Origin of the sequence: Ruegeria discodermiae (assembly GCF_030758345.1) — a bacterium.
Lineage (GTDB): Bacteria > Pseudomonadota > Alphaproteobacteria > Rhodobacterales > Rhodobacteraceae > Ruegeria_C.
The window spans coordinates 15,872-31,737 of the sequence record NZ_JAVAMO010000010.1; the positions used below are offsets into that span (position 1 = coordinate 15,872).

General features: G+C 60.6%; 18 protein-coding genes. 8 read left to right on the forward strand and 10 right to left on the reverse strand.

All coding sequences use genetic code 11. From position 1 onward, the window contains the following. Positions 1 to 6: 6 nt before the first annotated feature. Together Q5Y75_RS18510 and Q5Y75_RS18515 are read left to right on the forward strand one after the other, a co-directional pair. Positions 7 to 777 (forward strand): esterase/lipase family protein, encoded by a 771-nt coding sequence (locus Q5Y75_RS18510; protein ID WP_306200324.1) that lies wholly within the window; start codon positions 7 to 9, stop codon positions 775 to 777. Beyond that, positions 774 to 1,919 (forward strand): alpha-D-ribose 1-methylphosphonate 5-triphosphate diphosphatase, encoded by a 1,146-nt coding sequence (locus Q5Y75_RS18515; RefSeq protein ID WP_306200326.1) that lies wholly within the window; start codon positions 774 to 776, stop codon positions 1,917 to 1,919. Before Q5Y75_RS18510 ends, Q5Y75_RS18515 begins: the two co-directional genes overlap by 4 nt. A 67-nt stretch (positions 1,920 to 1,986) precedes the next feature. Here Q5Y75_RS18515 and Q5Y75_RS18520 read toward each other — a convergent pair whose 3' ends face one another. Genes Q5Y75_RS18520 through purE form a run of 3 tightly spaced genes read right to left on the reverse strand, consistent with a single transcriptional unit; the run spans position 1,987 to position 4,300 of the window. Then, the gene (locus Q5Y75_RS18520; protein ID WP_306200327.1) at positions 1,987 to 3,060 is read right to left on the reverse strand and encodes a 5-(carboxyamino)imidazole ribonucleotide synthase; all 1,074 of its coding nucleotides are present in this window, start codon (positions 3,058 to 3,060) and stop codon (positions 1,987 to 1,989) included. 2 nt (positions 3,061 to 3,062) lie between these two features. Beyond that, positions 3,063 to 3,818: an NAD(P)-binding domain-containing protein gene (locus Q5Y75_RS18525; RefSeq protein ID WP_306200329.1), complete on the reverse strand. Its 756-nt coding sequence runs from the start codon at positions 3,816 to 3,818 to the stop codon at positions 3,063 to 3,065. Next, on the reverse strand, positions 3,815 to 4,300 hold the full coding sequence (gene purE / locus Q5Y75_RS18530) for a 5-(carboxyamino)imidazole ribonucleotide mutase (RefSeq protein WP_306200331.1): 486 nt from the start codon (positions 4,298 to 4,300) through the stop codon (positions 3,815 to 3,817). Before purE ends, Q5Y75_RS18525 begins: the two co-directional genes overlap by 4 nt. A gap of 137 nt (positions 4,301 to 4,437) precedes the next feature. On the opposite strand from purE, the gene Q5Y75_RS18535 reads away from it, so the two are divergent. Continuing rightward, positions 4,438 to 4,899 (forward strand): GNAT family N-acetyltransferase, encoded by a 462-nt coding sequence (locus Q5Y75_RS18535; RefSeq protein ID WP_306200333.1) that lies wholly within the window; start codon positions 4,438 to 4,440, stop codon positions 4,897 to 4,899. 24 nt (positions 4,900 to 4,923) lie between these two features. Here the strand turns inward: Q5Y75_RS18535 and Q5Y75_RS18540 are convergent, their stop codons facing one another. Beyond that, positions 4,924 to 5,148: a YdcH family protein gene (locus Q5Y75_RS18540; protein ID WP_249708120.1), complete on the reverse strand. Its 225-nt coding sequence runs from the start codon at positions 5,146 to 5,148 to the stop codon at positions 4,924 to 4,926. A gap of 168 nt (positions 5,149 to 5,316) precedes the next feature. Between Q5Y75_RS18540 and Q5Y75_RS18545 the strand changes: the two genes are divergently transcribed. The 4 genes from Q5Y75_RS18545 (at position 5,317) to Q5Y75_RS18560 (ending at position 7,818) form a co-directional block, all read left to right on the forward strand. Continuing rightward, a complete protein-coding gene (locus Q5Y75_RS18545; protein WP_306200336.1) occupies positions 5,317 to 5,730 on the forward strand; it encodes an Hsp20 family protein in 414 nt (137 codons plus the stop codon). 3 nt (positions 5,731 to 5,733) lie between these two features. Beyond that, positions 5,734 to 5,958, forward strand: coding sequence for a DUF1150 family protein (locus Q5Y75_RS18550; RefSeq protein WP_306200338.1), 225 nt, complete (start codon positions 5,734 to 5,736; stop codon positions 5,956 to 5,958). A 100-nt stretch (positions 5,959 to 6,058) separates the two neighbouring features. Beyond that, positions 6,059 to 6,946 (forward strand): PhzF family protein, encoded by an 888-nt coding sequence (locus Q5Y75_RS18555; protein WP_306200340.1) that lies wholly within the window; start codon positions 6,059 to 6,061, stop codon positions 6,944 to 6,946. Then, positions 6,943 to 7,818 carry a glycosyltransferase family 10 gene (locus tag Q5Y75_RS18560; protein WP_306200342.1) on the forward strand — a complete coding sequence of 292 codons (876 nt, stop codon included), beginning with the start codon at positions 6,943 to 6,945 and terminating at the stop codon, positions 7,816 to 7,818. Before Q5Y75_RS18555 ends, Q5Y75_RS18560 begins: the two co-directional genes overlap by 4 nt. Before the next feature lie 44 nt (positions 7,819 to 7,862). Here Q5Y75_RS18560 and Q5Y75_RS18565 read toward each other — a convergent pair whose 3' ends face one another. The 5 genes from Q5Y75_RS18565 to trxB form a co-directional block, all read right to left on the reverse strand. Continuing rightward, complete coding sequence (locus tag Q5Y75_RS18565) at positions 7,863 to 8,354, reverse strand: fasciclin domain-containing protein (protein ID WP_306200344.1); 492 nt, start codon at positions 8,352 to 8,354, stop codon at positions 7,863 to 7,865. Positions 8,355 to 8,545: 191 nt separating this feature from the next. Next, complete coding sequence (locus Q5Y75_RS18570; protein ID WP_306200346.1) at positions 8,546 to 10,261, reverse strand: bifunctional sulfate adenylyltransferase/adenylylsulfate kinase; 1,716 nt, start codon at positions 10,259 to 10,261, stop codon at positions 8,546 to 8,548. A 192-nt stretch (positions 10,262 to 10,453) separates the two neighbouring features. Continuing rightward, a complete protein-coding gene (locus tag Q5Y75_RS18575) occupies positions 10,454 to 12,148 on the reverse strand; it encodes an adenylate/guanylate cyclase domain-containing protein (RefSeq protein WP_306200347.1) in 1,695 nt (564 codons plus the stop codon). Positions 12,149 to 12,205: 57 nt separating this feature from the next. Beyond that, positions 12,206 to 12,673 (reverse strand): RES family NAD+ phosphorylase, encoded by a 468-nt coding sequence (locus tag Q5Y75_RS18580; RefSeq protein ID WP_306200349.1) that lies wholly within the window; start codon positions 12,671 to 12,673, stop codon positions 12,206 to 12,208. Further along, complete coding sequence (trxB, locus tag Q5Y75_RS18585) at positions 12,670 to 13,611, reverse strand: thioredoxin-disulfide reductase (RefSeq protein ID WP_306200352.1); 942 nt, start codon at positions 13,609 to 13,611, stop codon at positions 12,670 to 12,672. The genes Q5Y75_RS18580 and trxB overlap by 4 nt, the downstream gene beginning before the upstream one ends. Before the next feature lie 226 nt (positions 13,612 to 13,837). On the opposite strand from trxB, the gene Q5Y75_RS18590 reads away from it, so the two are divergent. Then, positions 13,838 to 14,338, forward strand: coding sequence for an Lrp/AsnC family transcriptional regulator (locus Q5Y75_RS18590; protein WP_306200354.1), 501 nt, complete (start codon positions 13,838 to 13,840; stop codon positions 14,336 to 14,338). A gap of 93 nt (positions 14,339 to 14,431) precedes the next feature. Here Q5Y75_RS18590 and Q5Y75_RS18595 read toward each other — a convergent pair whose 3' ends face one another. Beyond that, the gene (locus Q5Y75_RS18595) at positions 14,432 to 15,214 is read right to left on the reverse strand and encodes a Hint domain-containing protein (RefSeq protein WP_306200356.1); all 783 of its coding nucleotides are present in this window, start codon (positions 15,212 to 15,214) and stop codon (positions 14,432 to 14,434) included. Positions 15,215 to 15,866: the final 652 nt, after the last annotated feature.

The following is a 15,866-nucleotide window of genomic DNA, read 5'->3' on the forward strand; positions in this document are numbered from 1 at the left end:
GCTGCCATGCGTATCCTGTCTTTCCTGTTGCTGATCCTGCCTGCGCCGGCATTGGCCGAATGTGTCATCCTGCTGCACGGGCTGGCCCGGACCGAGGTGTCGCTGACCGTCATGCAACAGGCGCTGGAACTGGCGGGATATGACACGGTTGCGCCGGGTTACCCCTCGACCGATCTGCCGATTGACCAATTGGCCGCGCAAACGCTGCCCCCCGCGATCGAGGCCTGCGGCGATCAGAAAGTGAACTTTGTGGCCCATAGCATGGGGGGTATCCTGATCCGCTACTGGATGCAGGATCACAAGCCTGAGAATATGGGCCGTGTTGTCATGCTGGGGCCGCCCAATCAGGGCAGCCAACTGGTCGATGAGTTGGGCGATTTTGAGGTTTTCGGCCTGCTGCACGGGCCCGCGGGTCTTTCGCTGGGCACCGGATCTGACAGCGTGCCGCTGAGCCTGCCGCCGGTGAATTTCGAGCTTGGGGTGATCGCTGGTAGGAACTCTCTGAACCCCGTCTTTTCGGCGATGATCGACGGGCCGGATGATGGCAAGGTGTCGGTGGCTTCGACCGCTGTGGCGGGGATGGACGATCACATCGTGCTGCCGGTCACCCATACGTTCATGATGAACAATCCGCTGGTCATCAGAGAGACCGAGCATTTCCTGAAGTATGGCCGGTTCGACCCTGATCTGACCTGGATCGATTCGCTGATCGGGCCGGTCAAGGAAGGCTGCGACGGGCAGGATTGCGGCGCCGATGAGGAGGCGCCGCGCGAATGAGCCTGGAACTGACATTTACCGGAGCCCAGGTGCTGTTGCCGGGGCAGGGGCTGGTTGAGGCTGAAGTTTCCATTGCCGACGGGGTGATCTCGGAGGGCGCGGGCCGCAAGGTAAATCTGGATGGCTATCTGGTGCTGCCCGGTATCGTCGATCTGCATGGCGACGGGTTCGAGCGGCACCTGGCCCCAAGGCGCGGCGCGATGAAGCAGATGGACGAAGGGGTGATCGCCACCGAGGCCGAACTGGCCGCCAACGGCATCACCACCGCTGTCATGGCGCAATTCTGGAGCTGGGAGGGCGGCGTGCGCGGCCCGGATTACGCGGCGCAGGTCTTTGCCGCCATCGCCAGAATGCGCGCGCGTGTCGTGACCGATCTGCTGCCGCAACTGCGGTTCGAAACGCATATGCTGGAGGATTATGACGCTCTGCCGGAGCGTCTGGCGGATTGGGGCGTGTCTTATCTGGTGTTCAACGACCACCTGCCGCATGATCGGCTGGCTGCGGGTCGCACACCGCCGCGCCTGACCGGGCAGGCCTTGAAAGCGCGGCGCAACCCCGAGGCACATCTGGCTCTGCTGCAGCAGTTGCACGAGAACGGAGCCAAAGTTCCCGCCGCGCTGGATCGCATATGTGAGATTTTGCGGGCGCAGGGCGTTGTGCTGGGCAGCCATGACGATCAGAGCGCACAGGACCGCGCGGACTGGCGCGCGCGGGGGGCGCGGATTGCCGAGTTTCCCGAAACCATCGAGGCCGCCGAGGCGGCCAAGGCGGCAGGTGATCCGGTTATCCTGGGGGCCCCGAATGTAGTGCGGGGCGGGTCGCATAAAGGCAATGCCAGCGCGCTGGATCTGATCTCGATGGGGCTGTGTGAAGCCATCGCCTCGGATTATCACTATCCCAGCCCACGCCGGGCGGCACTGATGCTGGCGCGCAGTGGTGTGTTGGACTTTGCTTCTTCCTGGGATCTGATCTCATCAGGACCGGCGCGGGTGCTGGGACTGGAGGACCGGGGCGCGCTTGCGCCGGGCAAGCGCGCCGATCTAGTGGTGCTGGAGGCCGAGAGCCATCGGGTGGCGCTGACACTTGCAGGCGGGCGCGTGAGTTATATGAATGGTGCCATTGCCGAGCGGCTGCTGAGGTAGCGCGGACGCGGCGGCTCGGGCCCGGCGGGCCGTCGCCGCCACGTCGAAAATCTGTGATTTTCGGGCGTCAGGTGGCGCGAGTGATGCGATTGACATGGCCCATCTTGCGACCCGGCTTGACCTCGGCCTTGCCATAGAGATGCAGCGCTACGTCCCGTTCTTGCGCCAGTGCAGGAACCCGGTCCATATCGTCACCGATCAGGTTTTCCATCACCACATCCGCATAGCGTTGCCCGTCACCCAGCGGCCAGCCAGCGACCGCGCGGATATGCTGTTCGAACTGGTCTACAGTGCAGCCGTTTTGCGTCCAATGGCCGGAATTGTGTACGCGTGGGGCGATCTCGTTCACGATCAGGCCTTGCGGCGTTACAAACAGCTCCACCCCCATCACGCCGACATAATCCAGACGATTCAGGATATTGGCGGTCAGTAGCACGGCATCGGTTTTCTGCGCGGAGGTCAGTCGGGCGGGGACCGTTGTGGTGCGCAGGATACCTGCCTCATGCACGTTCTCACCCGGGTCGAAACAGGCGACCTGACCGTCGAGCCCGCGTGCGGCAATGATCGAGACCTCGTGCGAGAAGTCCACAAACCCTTCCAGAATGGCGGGTGCCCCTGCCATGTCGGCCAGCGCCACCTCGGCATCGGCGGGGGTTTTCAGGCGGGCCTGCCCCTTGCCGTCATAGCCGAAGCGGCGGGTTTTCAGGATTGCGGGTGTACCGATCTCGGCAATTGCAGCCTGCAGGCCAGCCAGATCGGTGATATCAGCAAAAGGCGCGGTTTGCAGACCGAGATCGCGCAGAAAGTGTTTTTCGGTGAGCCGGTCCTGGCTGATCCGCAGCGCCTCGCGCCCGGGGTGGATCGGGCGATGTGCTTCGAGCAGGTCGAGCGCCTGTGTCGGTATGTTCTCGAATTCATAGGTGATCACGTCGACCGATTGGGCAAAAGCGGTGAGCGCGGCCTCATCTTCATAGGAGGCGGTTGTGACGGCATGGGCAACATGGCCTGCAGGTGGGTTTGCGCCGGGTTCATAAATATGCGTGACAAAACCTAACCGCGCCGCTGCAACTGACAGCATCCGGCCCAACTGGCCACCACCCAGAATACCAATCCGTGCGCCCCGGTTTAGCGTGTCTGTCATTGCTATGTCTCCAACCGTTTGCAAATTTTGGTCAACGCCGCAAGTAGGGCTGCATGCGCTTTGCCTGCTTTCAGGGCTTGTGTCATCTGCAGGCTGAGTGTGCCTTCTGTCGCCAGCGCGTCGCGTTCTTCGGCGAGTCGGCCTTCTCGGTCAGCGGGCATCGTTGCCAGAAATCCAGACAGGAGCTGCGTGGTGTAAAACTCGGCTGCGTCTGCATCGCCGGTTTTCTGGGTCAGCCAGTCTGAACCTGTTGCCATCAGGTCCAGAATGCCGGGGATCATTGCACAGACAGCGAAATGTGCGTTCAATGCCGCTTCATCTGCGACTCTGACCACCGGGTTTTCCGGTTCAAACAGGTCAGCCAAAAGCGCGTCATCGCCAAATGCGGCTAGCGGGCATCCGCCCTGCTGAATGAAGCCCAAAGGAATGGTCCGGACGAAATCCGACGCCGGAGCGCACAGGCTGCAAAGCTGATCGGTTGAGATCGCTGCCATAACGGAAACGATCTTTTGATCCGGGCGAAAAGTCAGTAGTTCAAGGATATTTGGCGCCATTTGCGGACGCAGGCACAGAAACACGATGTCGGTGGTATCAATGACCGTCTGCGGCGATCCCACCGTGACATCCAGATCGGCTTTGAGGTCGGCCGAAATGCGTTTGTTGCGTTCCGTTACCGCAATGTCATGTCCCTTGGCAGCTAGAAAGCGCACCATTGGAGCTGCAATATGCCCGGTTCCGATGAACCCGATGCGGCTCATCCCTGCGGCTCTTCCGGGATTGACGCGGAAAGGGCGTTGCGCCAGGCGTCGAGCCGCCCTGCCAGCGTGTCATCTTGCAGCGCGAGGATACCGGCAGCCATCAGCCCGGCATTGGCCGCCCCGGCTGATCCGATTGCCATGGTCGCCACCGGAAAGCCCTTGGGCATCTGCACGATGGAATAGAGCGAGTCGACGCCTGCGAGCGCGCGAGTCTGAACCGGCACGCCGATCACCGGCACGCGGGTCTTTGATGCCATCATGCCCGGCAGATGAGCGGCGCCCCCTGCGCCCGCGACGATCACGTGCAACCCGCGATCTACGGCGGTTTTGCCATACTCCCAGAGTCGATCCGGCGTGCGATGGGCCGAGACGATGCGCGCCTCGTAAGCCACGTCGAGCGCGTCAAGAATATCGGCTGCCTCTTTCATCGTGGGCCAGTCCGACTGGCTGCCCATGATGATCCCCACTTTGATGTCGCCCATCCGCTCGAACCCCGGCTTTGGAAAGAGCGCGCACTATAGCCAAATCGCTGCGGCTGGCAATGCGGATGCGCGCGTCGGGCTTGCGGGGCAGGGCAGGTCGTGATCAAACCGGATGACGAACAGGGAGGAGGGGGAGAATGCAGATCAGAGAAGCCGGGATCGAGGATGCCGCGGGCATCCATCGCATATTGCAGGAACTGGTTGCAGCGCGGCTGCGCACGCGACCCGCTACGCTTGATTTCGCGCGTGACAATTACATCACCCATCCCGACAAGTTGTGGTGCGGGGTTGCAGTTGACGAAGGCGGGACACTTCTGGGGTTTCAGGCGTTGAAACTGGCGGTCGAGGGAAACGAGTTTGACGTCCAGCCCGGCTGGGGCGTTATCGGAACCCATGTCAGTCCCAACGCGGCCCGGCGGGGTGTCGGCGCAGCCTTGTTCGCCGTCACGCGGGAGGTCGCGCAAAAGCGGGGTCTCAGCAAGATCGATGCCAGTATCGGCGCGGATAACGCGGTGGGGCGGGCCTATTACGACGCGATGGGGTTCGTGACCTACCGCACGCCCAAAGGGCTGGACTGCAAATGTTACGAGGTGGTCTGACCGGCCCGCACCCCCGCCCAAGGGTCAGGCAATGATATCCGGCGTCAGCCGATCCTCGATCAGGGCAATCATGTCCTTGAGGCGCAATTTCTGCTTTTTCAGCCGCTTGATCGTCAGCTGATCCGCCGTCCCCTTGTCCACGAGCGCATGGATCGCCTCGTCCAGGTCACGGTGCTGGCGGCGAAATACCTCCAGTTCGACACGCAGCACATCGTCGGTTTTCATCGAGAGGTCGGTAGGAGCGTTCATGAGTGACTCGGGTCTTTGTTGGATCTTGCCTGTACCCTAGAATACGCGTTCACGATGATTTCGCCTAGACCTTGTGGTGGGCAAGGTTTCTCCCCATATTGTCTTATGCGCGGTTGCCGGAACGGGATCGCGCGCACCGTCGCTTTGACAGAAAAAGGACGATTGGACGTGTCAAAAACAACGCTTGCGTCTTACCCGCATCTGCTTGGGTTCGAGCAATTGGAACGCCTGCTGGAACGCTCGGCGAAATCGGGTAACGAAGGCTATCCGCCCTATAATATTGAACAAACCTCGGATCATTCCTATCGCATCACCCTGGCCGTGGCCGGGTTTGCGGAAGAGGATCTGGCGATTACCGTCGAGGACCGCCAACTGGTCATACGCGGCCGTCAACGCGATGACAGCGAGGGGCGCGTGTTTCTGCATCGCGGCATCGCGGCGCGACAGTTTCAGCGCATGTTTGTGCTGGCTGACGGCGTGGAGGTCGGTGAGGCCATCATGGAAAACGGGTTGCTGCATGTCGATCTGACCCGCGCGATCCCGGATACCGTGGTGCAGAGGATCAACATAAAGAAAGGGTAAGCGATGAATACACCGTTTGAGATGAAGAATGACGCGGACCGGATCGTTTATGTGAAAGCGGTCGATGTGGCTGATTTGCCGGATAAGCTGCGCTCGCAAGCCGGTGATCTGGAGCAGATCTATGCGGTTCACGACGCCTCGGGCCAGCAACTGGCACTGGTGGCGGACCGCAAGCTGGCCTTCGTGCTGGCACGTGAAAACGACTATATGCCAGTGACCGTTCACTGACGCTTTTGCCGCGCGGGCCGGGCAACTTCCCGCGTGACAAGCCGGACAGAACCGGAGATAGATGTCACCCTGACGGCCCGCCAAAGTCAGGGGATACGAGATGAGCAGGTTCGATTTCGATTGGGTTGATGCGTTTACCGACCGCGCCTTTGGCGGCAATGGGTGCGCCGTGGTGCATCAGGGCGCAGGGCTGTCTGATGAGACCTGCATGCGCTTCGTGCGCGAGACATCGCTGATGGAATGCACCTTTACCGGCCCCTCTGACACAGCCGATATCCGGGTTCGCTATTTTCTGGCCAGCCGCGAGATTCCCTTTGCCGGTCACCCGACCATCGCGACCGTGGCGGCGCTGCGCGCGCGCGGCCTGATCACGGGCGACAAGCTGATTCTTGAGACCGGTGCAGGGATTGTGCCGGTGCATATTGACGGCGACCAGATCGAGATGACGCAGGTTGCGCCCGAAATCGGGGTCGAGGTTCCGACAGATATCGTGGTAAACGCAATTGGGCTGAACGTCAGCGACATTGTTGGCCAGCCACAGATGGTTTCGACCGGTCTGCCCTTCTGCGTCACCCTCCTGCGGGATCGCGCGGCGCTGGAGCGGGCAGTGCTGAATATCGATGCGTTTCGCAGCATGACGGATTTTCTGGGCTATGACGGCACCGACATGATGGAGCCATTCATGGTCACGCTGGGCGGCGCGACTGATAAGGGTGATACCTATTCCCGGCTTCTTCTGGCCCCGCCCAGCCCGGCCGAGGACCCGTTCACCGGATCGGCCACCGGCGCGATGGCGGCGTATCTCTGGCATCACGGGCTGATGGACAAGGACAGTTTCATCGCCGAGCAGGGCCACGGCATGGGGCGACCCGGCCAGGCGCGGGTGACGCGGGTTGGGCCGCGTGAGGCCATGACCGGGATTCGCGTCTCGGGCCAGGGCTTTGTGCTGATGGAGGGGCAGGTCAACATGCCCGAGGACGCGGCATGAGCGACGCACCGGGCATCGCGATCCTGCCTTATGGCACCTCGTTGGGGCCGAATCTGGCACAGATGCCGCTGTCGGACCTGACCTGGCCGCTGGGCTGCCCGGACCGCCTGTTGGGCAAGCGTGTGGGTGATCTGGAGTGCACCGATCACCTGATCATGTATCCCAAAACCTCGCATCATTATGTGCTGCGCCGAGGCACCAGGGCGCGGATATCGCTGATGATGGGCGAGCCCTCGGTGATCCATGCCAAGCATATCAAACTGCTGAAATGGACGTGGCGGCGGTTTTATCGGGTGCTGAGTTTTCACGAGGCGTTAGTGGGTGCGATCCCAAATTGCGTCTTTTTCCCCTATGGCACAACCTGGGTGACCGAATGGCGCGATCTGAAGATCGAAAAGACGAAACCCTGCTCGCTGATCGCCTCGGCCAAGCGCGACACGGCGGGGCATCAGCTACGACATGAGATGGTCGATTGGGTGCGCGAGACGGGGCAGGATGTGGATGTTCTGGGGCGTGGCTATATGCCGTTTGACAAGAAATCCGACGGATTGGCGCCTTACCGCTATTCCATCGTGATCGAGAATGTGCGCGAAAAGAACTATTTCTCGGAGAAGCTGCTGGATGCGGTATTTTGTGAGACCGTGCCGATCTATTGGGGCTGCCCGAATATTGGCGACTTCATCGATCCTGAGGGGATAATCATCTGCGAAACGCGCGACGAGGTGCGTGCGGCGGTGCAGACTATGTCCGAGGAAGATTATCAGCGTCGCTTATCTGCGATCCGGTCGCTCAAGGACCCGTTGCAGACTTATGCAGATATCGATCTGCGGGCGGCGAAAGTGATCGAAAAGGAAATCGCGGCCTCCGGTTGACTGGCCGGTCCCACCACGCGGCGGGACCGGATGACAGGCGGTGTTTATTCCGGGATTAGAACCGTGTCGATCACGTGGATCACGCCGTTTGAGGCCTCGACATCAGCGGTGACGACCTTGGCGTTATTGACCTTGACCCCATTGCGGGCGTTGACGGCCAGGCGGTCGCCCTGAACCGTCAGGACCTTGGCGCGCTTGCCGGCAATGTCGCCCGACATCACTTTGGCGGGCACCACGTGATAGGCCAGAACCGCCACAAGCTGATCCTTGTTTTCGGGCTTCAGCAGGTTTTCCACGGTGCCTTCGGGAAGCGCTGCAAAGGCTTCGTCGGTCGGGGCAAAGACGGTGAAAGGCCCGTCGCTTTTCAGCGTGCCCACCAGATCGGCTGCCTGAACGGCGGCGACCAGTGTGCCGAAGGAACCCGCCTCGACAGCGGTATCGACGATGTCTTTCTGGCCTGCCGCAAAGGCTGCGGTCATGCTGGTTGCTGCGATTGCGGCGGCACTAAGGGTGGCGATGAAGTGGCGTCTGAACATTGGTCTCTCCCTGTGTGAATATGGGTCTGTTACGTCCCCGCCCGAAGAAGTGGATCACATTGAGGTCAAAGAAAATTGAGGCCGCATTTTTGAAAAGAAAATGTTTCTATAAAAAACAATCCATTAATAGGCATCCAGAAAATGAAAATGCCCGCCAATTGGCGGGCCTTCCGTTTCAGCTGGTTTAGTGATCAGCCTGCGATCAGGCCCATGCTTTCCAGTTTCAGCAGCACCTGATGGGCGCAATTGTCGACATCGACATTCTCGGTTTCCACGCTCAGCTCAGGGTCTGCGGGAACGTCATAGGGGTCCGAGATGCCGGTGAACTCCTTGATCTTGCCTTCACGCGCCAGCTTATAGAGCCCCTTTCGGTCGCGGCGTTCGCATTCCTCGATCGAGGTGGCAACATGCACTTCGACAAAGGCACCGAAGGCTTCGATATCCTCGCGCACGGCCCGGCGAGTGGTGGCATAAGGCGCAATCGGCGCGCAGATGGCGATACCGCCATTCTTAGTGATCTCGCTGGCCACATAACCGATGCGGCGGATGTTCAGGTCGCGGTGCTCTTTCGAGAAGCCAAGCTCGGAGCTGAGGTTTTTCCGCACGATGTCACCGTCCAACAGCGTGACCGGGCGGTCACCCATCTCCATCAGCTTGACCATCAAAGCGTTGGCGATGGTGGATTTGCCCGAACCGGAGAAGCCAGTGAAGAAAACGGTGAAACCCTGTTTCGAACGTGGCGGGTAGCGGCCGCGCAGCTGGTCCACCACCTCGGGAAAGGAGAACCATTCCGGGATCTCCAGCCCTTCCCGCAGACGGCGGCGCAGTTCGGTGCCGCTGATATTCAGGATCGTGACGTTGTCCTTATCGGCGATCTCGTCATTGGGCTCGTATTGCGCACGCTCCTGCACATAGACCATGTGTTTGAAATCGACCATTTCGATGCCGATCTCGTCTTGGTGTTCGCGGAACAGGTCCTGCGCATCATAGGGGCCATAGAAATCCTCACCGGCAGAGTTCTTGCCAGGGCCCGCGTGGTCGCGACCAACGATGAAATGGGTGCAGCCGTGGTTTTTCCGGATGATCCCATGCCAGACCGCCTCGCGCGGACCGGCCATGCGCATCGCAAGGTTCAGCAGCGACATGGAGGTGGTGGCGGCCGGGTATTTGTCCAACACCGCCTCATAGCAGCGCACACGGGTGAAGTGGTCAACATCGCCCGGTTTGGTCATGCCCACGACCGGGTGGATCAGCAGGTTGGCCTGCGCCTCTTTGGCGGCGCGGAAAGTCAGTTCCTGATGCGCGCGGTGCAGCGGGTTGCGGGTCTGGAAGGCCACGACCCGACGCCAGCCCACTTTGCGGAAATAGGCGCGCAGCTCGTTCGGGGTGTCGCGGCGGGCACGGAAATCATAATGCACCGGCTGCTGGATCCCCGTGACGGGCCCGCCCAGATAGACCTTGCCAGCCACGTTATGCAGATAGTTCACCGCCGGATGGGCCTGATCGTCGGCGCCAAATACTTTCTCGGCCTCGTTGGATTTGTCCGGCGTCCAGCGGTCGGTCACCGTCATGGTCGCCAGAATCACACCTTCCTGATCGCGCAGGGCGATGTCCTGACCCAGTTCAATGCTATCGGCGAACTCTCCGGACACATCCAGTGTGACCGGCATAGGCCAGAGCGAGCCGTCCGCCAGACGCATGTTTTCGACCACGCCGTTATAGTCGGTCTCGCCCAGAAATCCCTTGAGCGGGTTAAACCCACCGTTCATCAGCAATTCCAGATCGCAGATCTGGCGCGGGGTCAGATCGTGGCTGGTCAGATCCGCAGCCTCGACTTTGAGTTTTTGGGCAGAATCGTAGGAAACATACAGCTCCGGGATCGGAGCGAGATTGGCAAGCATGGTCATTCGAATACTCTCTGATCAATCCGTAATTTCGGGTTTGATGGACACTGCCGCGCACTTGCCCGGTCTTGTTTCGGAAGTCCAGAGATTGAGAACAATTGAAGGAGGAGATGTGCGGAAAAACCGCAATTTGGAACAGATTCCTGCTCATATGGCGGGTTGTATACCATATGTTCCCAATCGCGCCCGCAAGGGTCAGCCGAGATACGCCCCTTTTTTCAACGGTGCCAGCGCGATGGTCAGCTGCGACGCGGTGACCACCGGCAGGCCCCGGATCGGTTCGGAAACACCACGCAGCTTGAACGGGTGCAGCGCGATATCATCACCCGAATACCCTGCTGCATTCAGCAAAGGCGCTGAAACGATCAGCTCGACGCCCATTCTCTTGGTTTCCGCCTGCAATCGGCTGGTGGCGTTCACGGCATCCCCGATGATCGTGCGCGGCGCGTTCTCGGTGGTTCCGATCTCACCCAGAACCACATTGCCCAGATGCAGCGCCATGCCAATCTGAACTGTGCGGTCGTTGTGATCCGCAAGCGATTGGTTGAAGGCCTCCAGAGCCTTGCCTGCGCCTTCGGCGGCGCGCAGCCCCGCACGGGCCGAGTCCTCAGCGGTAGCGCTTTCGAACACCGCCAGGAAACCATCCCCCATATATTTGTCCACGTTGCCGCCCGCCTCGGTAACTGCCGGTACTATCGCGTCAAAAAAGCGGTTGAGGAAAAACACCACGTCATAGGGCAGCTGCCCGGCAGTGCGGGAGGTGAAACCGCGCATGTCCAGGAACAGGATGGCAAGCTGGCGTTCTTGCCCCTGACTGGCATGGGCGCGGGTGCGCCCGCCCTGAGGGCGGAAGACCCGGTGGACCGTCAACGGGTCGACAGGCCGGATCTGGCAGGCCAGGCGCGTATTGGCTGTTGCGCCCACGGCCTGAAGGCTACGCGCTTCCGCCTCGCTCGGGGGATGCAGCAGATCGGCACCCTCCTCGATCACCACCCGGCACGTGGTGCAGCGCCCCTTGCCGCCGCAGAGCGCGGTATGGGGGATGTTGTTTGCCCTCGACATCTCCAGCAGAGTCATGCCGCGTTCGGAGGTGATTTCGGGGCCGTCGACATAGCTGACCTTTACCGATCGCCGTCTGCGCAGCAATTTACGTGTGAGATACACGATAGCTGTGACGGCTAGCAGCGCCCAGAAGATGTTCTGGGCCAGGTTTTTGGCTGCAAAAAGCTGCTGGAATGCGGCCTCATCAGGCCAGTTGAAATACTCGATTGCTATGTCGCGCAATTCGGGGTCGCCAAAGGCCGCCCACATGTTGCGCCCCTCAGTCAGCAGCCCGGCAAAGGCAAAAGCTGGGACAAGCACCGCAAGTCCGATCAGATAGGGAACGGCGTGTTGCCACCAGTGCGTCAATCGCAACCAGAAATGCAAACCCATGCAACCATGCACCCAGACCAGCAGCAACAACAGCGATTGATACCAGACCGAAGGGTTGTTCCACATCAGCACGATCAGATAGCTCATCTTGTCATTGACATCGAAAACCTCATGCGCAAAGCGCGTGAAGGCCAGATGCGATAGCAGCTGCAACGGGATCAGCAGGCCAAGAATAACCTGCAGTGCATGTGGCCACGACATGCGCACTGTGCGGCGTGTGGCAAGATCATAAAGCGCGATCCCGATATGGATCAGGAACGCGCCATAGAGCAGGGTCGACCCGATCGGGTTGCGGGTGATGGCATGCCGCCCCGCCTGAAACGCATCCATTGCCTCGACCGATATAAGGCCCATACCGATATTGAGGAAATGGAATAGGGCATAGGCGAACAGGATCAGGCCCGAGATGATCCGCGCCCGTACCAGCCAGCTTCCTTGCCACAACACGTTGGCCACGCGCGTTCCTTTCGGTTTCGAGGGGCCAGAGTGGGGCGCTCGGGCAGTGGGGTCAAGTCACAGCCGCGTGCTGTTGCAGGTATCCTTGGGCCAGGGTTGCGCAGCGGCATCGGGATGTGCTCGTGCGATCTGGGGATCGAAGATCACCAGATGGCTGAGGTCCGGGCGTGAGCGCGAGGAGTAGAGCATTGCCTGCGCGCCATTTGCTCGGGCCGCGTCCGAAAACGCCCAGGTGGGCGATGGCGCGCCGGTGGCGCGGATGTCCTGCCAGATCACAGAGGCGTCGCGATTGCCCCGCAGATCGGCCACGCGCGCCGCATCTATCTGCAGCGGTTGGATCTGGCGCGGCGCATCCTCGGGCGACATGTAGCGGCGGATCGCGATGGCGGTACCCTCAGCGGTGAGCGAACTGTAGATCGCCACCTGCCCCGAATGGTGAAACCGCCCCTCGGGCGAGGTGACCGGGACCCGCGCATCCTGACCCTCAAAGGTCATGCGCCAGACGGTCCCGGTGAAGGGGATCATTCCTGCTCGGCCAGGAAGCGTTCGGCATCCAACGCCGCCATACAGCCCATCCCGGCGCTGGTCACCGCCTGGCGATAGACATGGTCGGTCAGATCACCCGCCGCAAAGACGCCGGGCAGAGAGGTTTCGGTGGTGCCGGGTTTGGTGACGACATAGCCGCCCATATGGGTGTCGAGCTGATCAATCACCAACTCGTTTGCCGGCGCATGGCCGATAGCGACAAAAACGCCTTTGCAGGGGATTTCGGAGATTTCGCCGGTTTTGACGTTCCTGACCTTCACACCTTCGACGCCCAGCGGCGTGTCGGTCCCGGTCACTTCTTCCAACTGGTGGAACCAGAGTGGTTCGATCTTTTCGTTCTTGAACAGGCGATCCTGCAGGATCTTTTCGGCGCGCAACTCGTCGCGGCGGTGGATCAGCGTGACCTTGCTGGCGAAATTGGTCAGGAACAGCGCCTCTTCCACGGCGGTGTTGCCGCCGCCGATCACCACGATTTCCTGCCCGCGATAAAAGAACCCGTCACAGGTGGCGCAGGCCGAGACGCCAAAGCCCTTGAACTTCTCCTCCGAAGGGAGTCCCAGCCACTTGGCGCGCGCGCCGGTGGCCAGAATGACCGCATCGGCGGTATAAACCGTGCCGCTGTCGCCCTTGGCGGTGAAGGGGCGTTTGGACAGGTCGAGATCGCTGATGATGTCGCCGATCACCTCGCAGCCCATGGCTTTGGCATGGTCCTGCATCCGGACCATCAGGTCGGGACCCTGAACCTCTGTATCGCCGGGCCAGTTCTCGACCTCGGTGGTGGTGGTCAGCTGACCGCCCGGTTCGATGCCCTGCACCAGGATCGGCTCCAGCATGGCGCGACTGGCATAAACGGCGGCGGTATAGCCCGCCGGCCCGGATCCGATGATAAGAACCTTGGTGTGACGTGTCTCGGCCATGGGAACCCCGTTTTGACGGATGGCGGGAGCGCCATCTTCGGAGGATGCATATAGCGACGCGCAACCGCAGCTTAAACCCCTTATCTGATACAGCCCAGCGCTAGTGATATGCGATGCAAGCACGCCCGATTGGTCATTGTGATTAACATAATTGCGCTACGATGAAATATTATTGCTCATCCCGGTGCGGCTGATATAACAACCGCAAAAATGAGCGGAGAATTTCATGGTCGCGACCCGACTCGATCCGATCGACAGGAAAATACTGGCAGAATTGCAGGCAGATGGCCGGATGACCAATGTGGAACTGGCCAAAAGGGTCGGCATTTCCGCGCCGCCCTGCCTGCGCCGCGTCCGCTCACTGGAAGAAGCGGGCTATATCCATGGATACCATGCCGATGTGAACGCCCGCGAGCTGGGGTTCGAGGTGCAGGTCTTTGCCATGGTCGGGCTGGAAAGCCAGGCCGAAGTTGAACTGTCGGCCTTTGAAGAGACTTGCCGCAATTGGCCGCTGGTGCGCGAGTGCCACATGCTCAATGGCGAGGTCGATTTCATCCTGAAATGCGTCGCGCCGGACCTGAGCAGTTTTCAGAGCTTTCTGACCGGCGAATTGCTGTCCACCACCAACGTGGCCAGCGTCAAGACCTCGCTTGTCATTCGCGGCGCGAAGGATGAGCCCGGAGTGCCCTTCGACGTGCTCGAAGACCGCCTGAGCCGGAGCGCTTGAGTGCAATCTGCTCCTTAGTGGTCACGGTTGAGGGCAGAAAGGCGCTGATGAAAACGCTGATCATCCATAGTAGCATCAGTTTCATGTCAGACCTCAGACGCCGATCGCGTCATATTCACCATCTCCGGCACGCGGCAGTATCTGCGGCCCGAAATCGGTGAGCTTCTCGATATGCGCGAAGAGGTTCAGATAGAGAGACCTCATCGCGTGGCTCATGACCCGCACCGCATGGATGCCGGGGTGATAGGTTTCGAACTGCAGCCCGTCCACCTTGATCACTGAATGGCGTCTGAGGCACAGATGAAACACCTCGACCGGCGTTGGCGGCGCGGTTTCGACCACGTTCATGCCATCCACGAATTCCTTGATCGGCGTCAGAATCTGATCTCCGGCACATAGACTTCGCAGATGTCCGGGCGTGGCCAGCAACCGGGCCGATGGCCCGACGATCACCCCCGACATCGGGCGCTGCATGCCAAAGCTGTCGGCCATGATTCGGGTCAGGCTCTGCGCGCGCCCTTTCAGGTCGGGTCGACCGGGGATCAGCGTGGTCGATCCCTTCCAGAGCAGTTCCTGCGCCGATCCGTCCTGCACGACCAGGCGGTCACCCGGCAGCAAATCCTCGATCGCCAGCGGCCCCATATCCGTTTCCACCAGCGAGCCACGGGAGAAGGCGCAGAACGCCTCTTCGAACAGCGGCAGCGCCGGAGCGATATGGCGTGTCTGGGCAATCTCGTTCTTGCCGATTAGCGTGCTCACCTCATAGCGCCGCAATTGTGGTTTGGACCGGCTTTGCAGCTTGGCCGGATCCTCTAGCAGTTTGCCGGTTTCGACAGCATTCCGCGCCGCTCGTGCTAGCGAGTGGGGGATAGTCATACCTATTCAACCTTCTTCATACATGTCAGCTCTGTGTTGGCCCCAGACAACGAGTCAGAGCGACTCGGTTTTAATTGTTTTTGCCCCCAAAATTACCTTCCGGCCGCGTGGTTTTTACACCGCGTTCCCCAGTCTGCGCCCATCCGGCTCACGATCCCATTGACCCCCCAATGGCACCGTTTCGTAGCGGGAGGATGTCTTACTCCCGGTCTTCTTTGCTGCCCAAACCCGCCTCGCCATTGGGCGAGGCGGGCTCTTGTCCCCGGCCGGTCAGGGGCAGCGTCCGGCACCGGGTTCCAGAGGTGAGCCAATCAGGCTCACCCGTATTGCGTACCGCTCAACTGCTACCGCGCCTCTCAAGGCCGCTTTGAGCGCGGCGCGCGATCATCTGGGCGCGGCGTGCGCCACGGGTCCAGGGCAGTTGAACCTTCTGAGCAGACACGGCGGTGATCTTTAAGGTTGTATTGCGTCCCTTGATCTTCAACCCTGTCCCTCCTGATCCTGCTTGCGGGGCCGGTCCGGCACCGCGTGTTCGACAGGATCAAAGTCGCAGTTCTTTGGGGCGGCGATTGGGCTGATCCGGGGAAAATAAGGGACGTTAGGAGACGGCGCGGCGTCACAGGTTGAGAGCGCGCCAAACGAGGTTTCGCTC

Coding starts and splice junctions, on each gene's coding strand:
- Q5Y75_RS18510 (WP_306200324.1), top strand. CDS start 7: ATGCGTATCCTGTCTTTCCTGTTGCTGATCCTGCCTGCGCCGGCATTG.
- Q5Y75_RS18515 (WP_306200326.1), top strand. CDS start 774: ATGAGCCTGGAACTGACATTTACCGGAGCCCAGGTGCTGTTGCCGGGG.
- Q5Y75_RS18520 (WP_306200327.1), bottom strand. CDS start 3,060: ATGACAGACACGCTAAACCGGGGCGCACGGATTGGTATTCTGGGTGGT.
- Q5Y75_RS18525 (WP_306200329.1), bottom strand. CDS start 3,818: ATGAGCCGCATCGGGTTCATCGGAACCGGGCATATTGCAGCTCCAATG.
- purE (WP_306200331.1), bottom strand. CDS start 4,300: ATGGGCGACATCAAAGTGGGGATCATCATGGGCAGCCAGTCGGACTGG.
- Q5Y75_RS18535 (WP_306200333.1), top strand. CDS start 4,438: ATGCAGATCAGAGAAGCCGGGATCGAGGATGCCGCGGGCATCCATCGC.
- Q5Y75_RS18540 (WP_249708120.1), bottom strand. CDS start 5,148: ATGAACGCTCCTACCGACCTCTCGATGAAAACCGACGATGTGCTGCGT.
- Q5Y75_RS18550 (WP_306200338.1), top strand. CDS start 5,734: ATGAATACACCGTTTGAGATGAAGAATGACGCGGACCGGATCGTTTAT.
- Q5Y75_RS18555 (WP_306200340.1), top strand. CDS start 6,059: ATGAGCAGGTTCGATTTCGATTGGGTTGATGCGTTTACCGACCGCGCC.
- Q5Y75_RS18560 (WP_306200342.1), top strand. CDS start 6,943: ATGAGCGACGCACCGGGCATCGCGATCCTGCCTTATGGCACCTCGTTG.
- Q5Y75_RS18565 (WP_306200344.1), bottom strand. CDS start 8,354: ATGTTCAGACGCCACTTCATCGCCACCCTTAGTGCCGCCGCAATCGCA.
- Q5Y75_RS18570 (WP_306200346.1), bottom strand. CDS start 10,261: ATGACCATGCTTGCCAATCTCGCTCCGATCCCGGAGCTGTATGTTTCC.
- Q5Y75_RS18580 (WP_306200349.1), bottom strand. CDS start 12,673: ATGATCCCCTTCACCGGGACCGTCTGGCGCATGACCTTTGAGGGTCAG.
- trxB (WP_306200352.1), bottom strand. CDS start 13,611: ATGGCCGAGACACGTCACACCAAGGTTCTTATCATCGGATCCGGGCCG.
- Q5Y75_RS18590 (WP_306200354.1), top strand. CDS start 13,838: ATGGTCGCGACCCGACTCGATCCGATCGACAGGAAAATACTGGCAGAA.
- Q5Y75_RS18595 (WP_306200356.1), bottom strand. CDS start 15,214: ATGACTATCCCCCACTCGCTAGCACGAGCGGCGCGGAATGCTGTCGAA.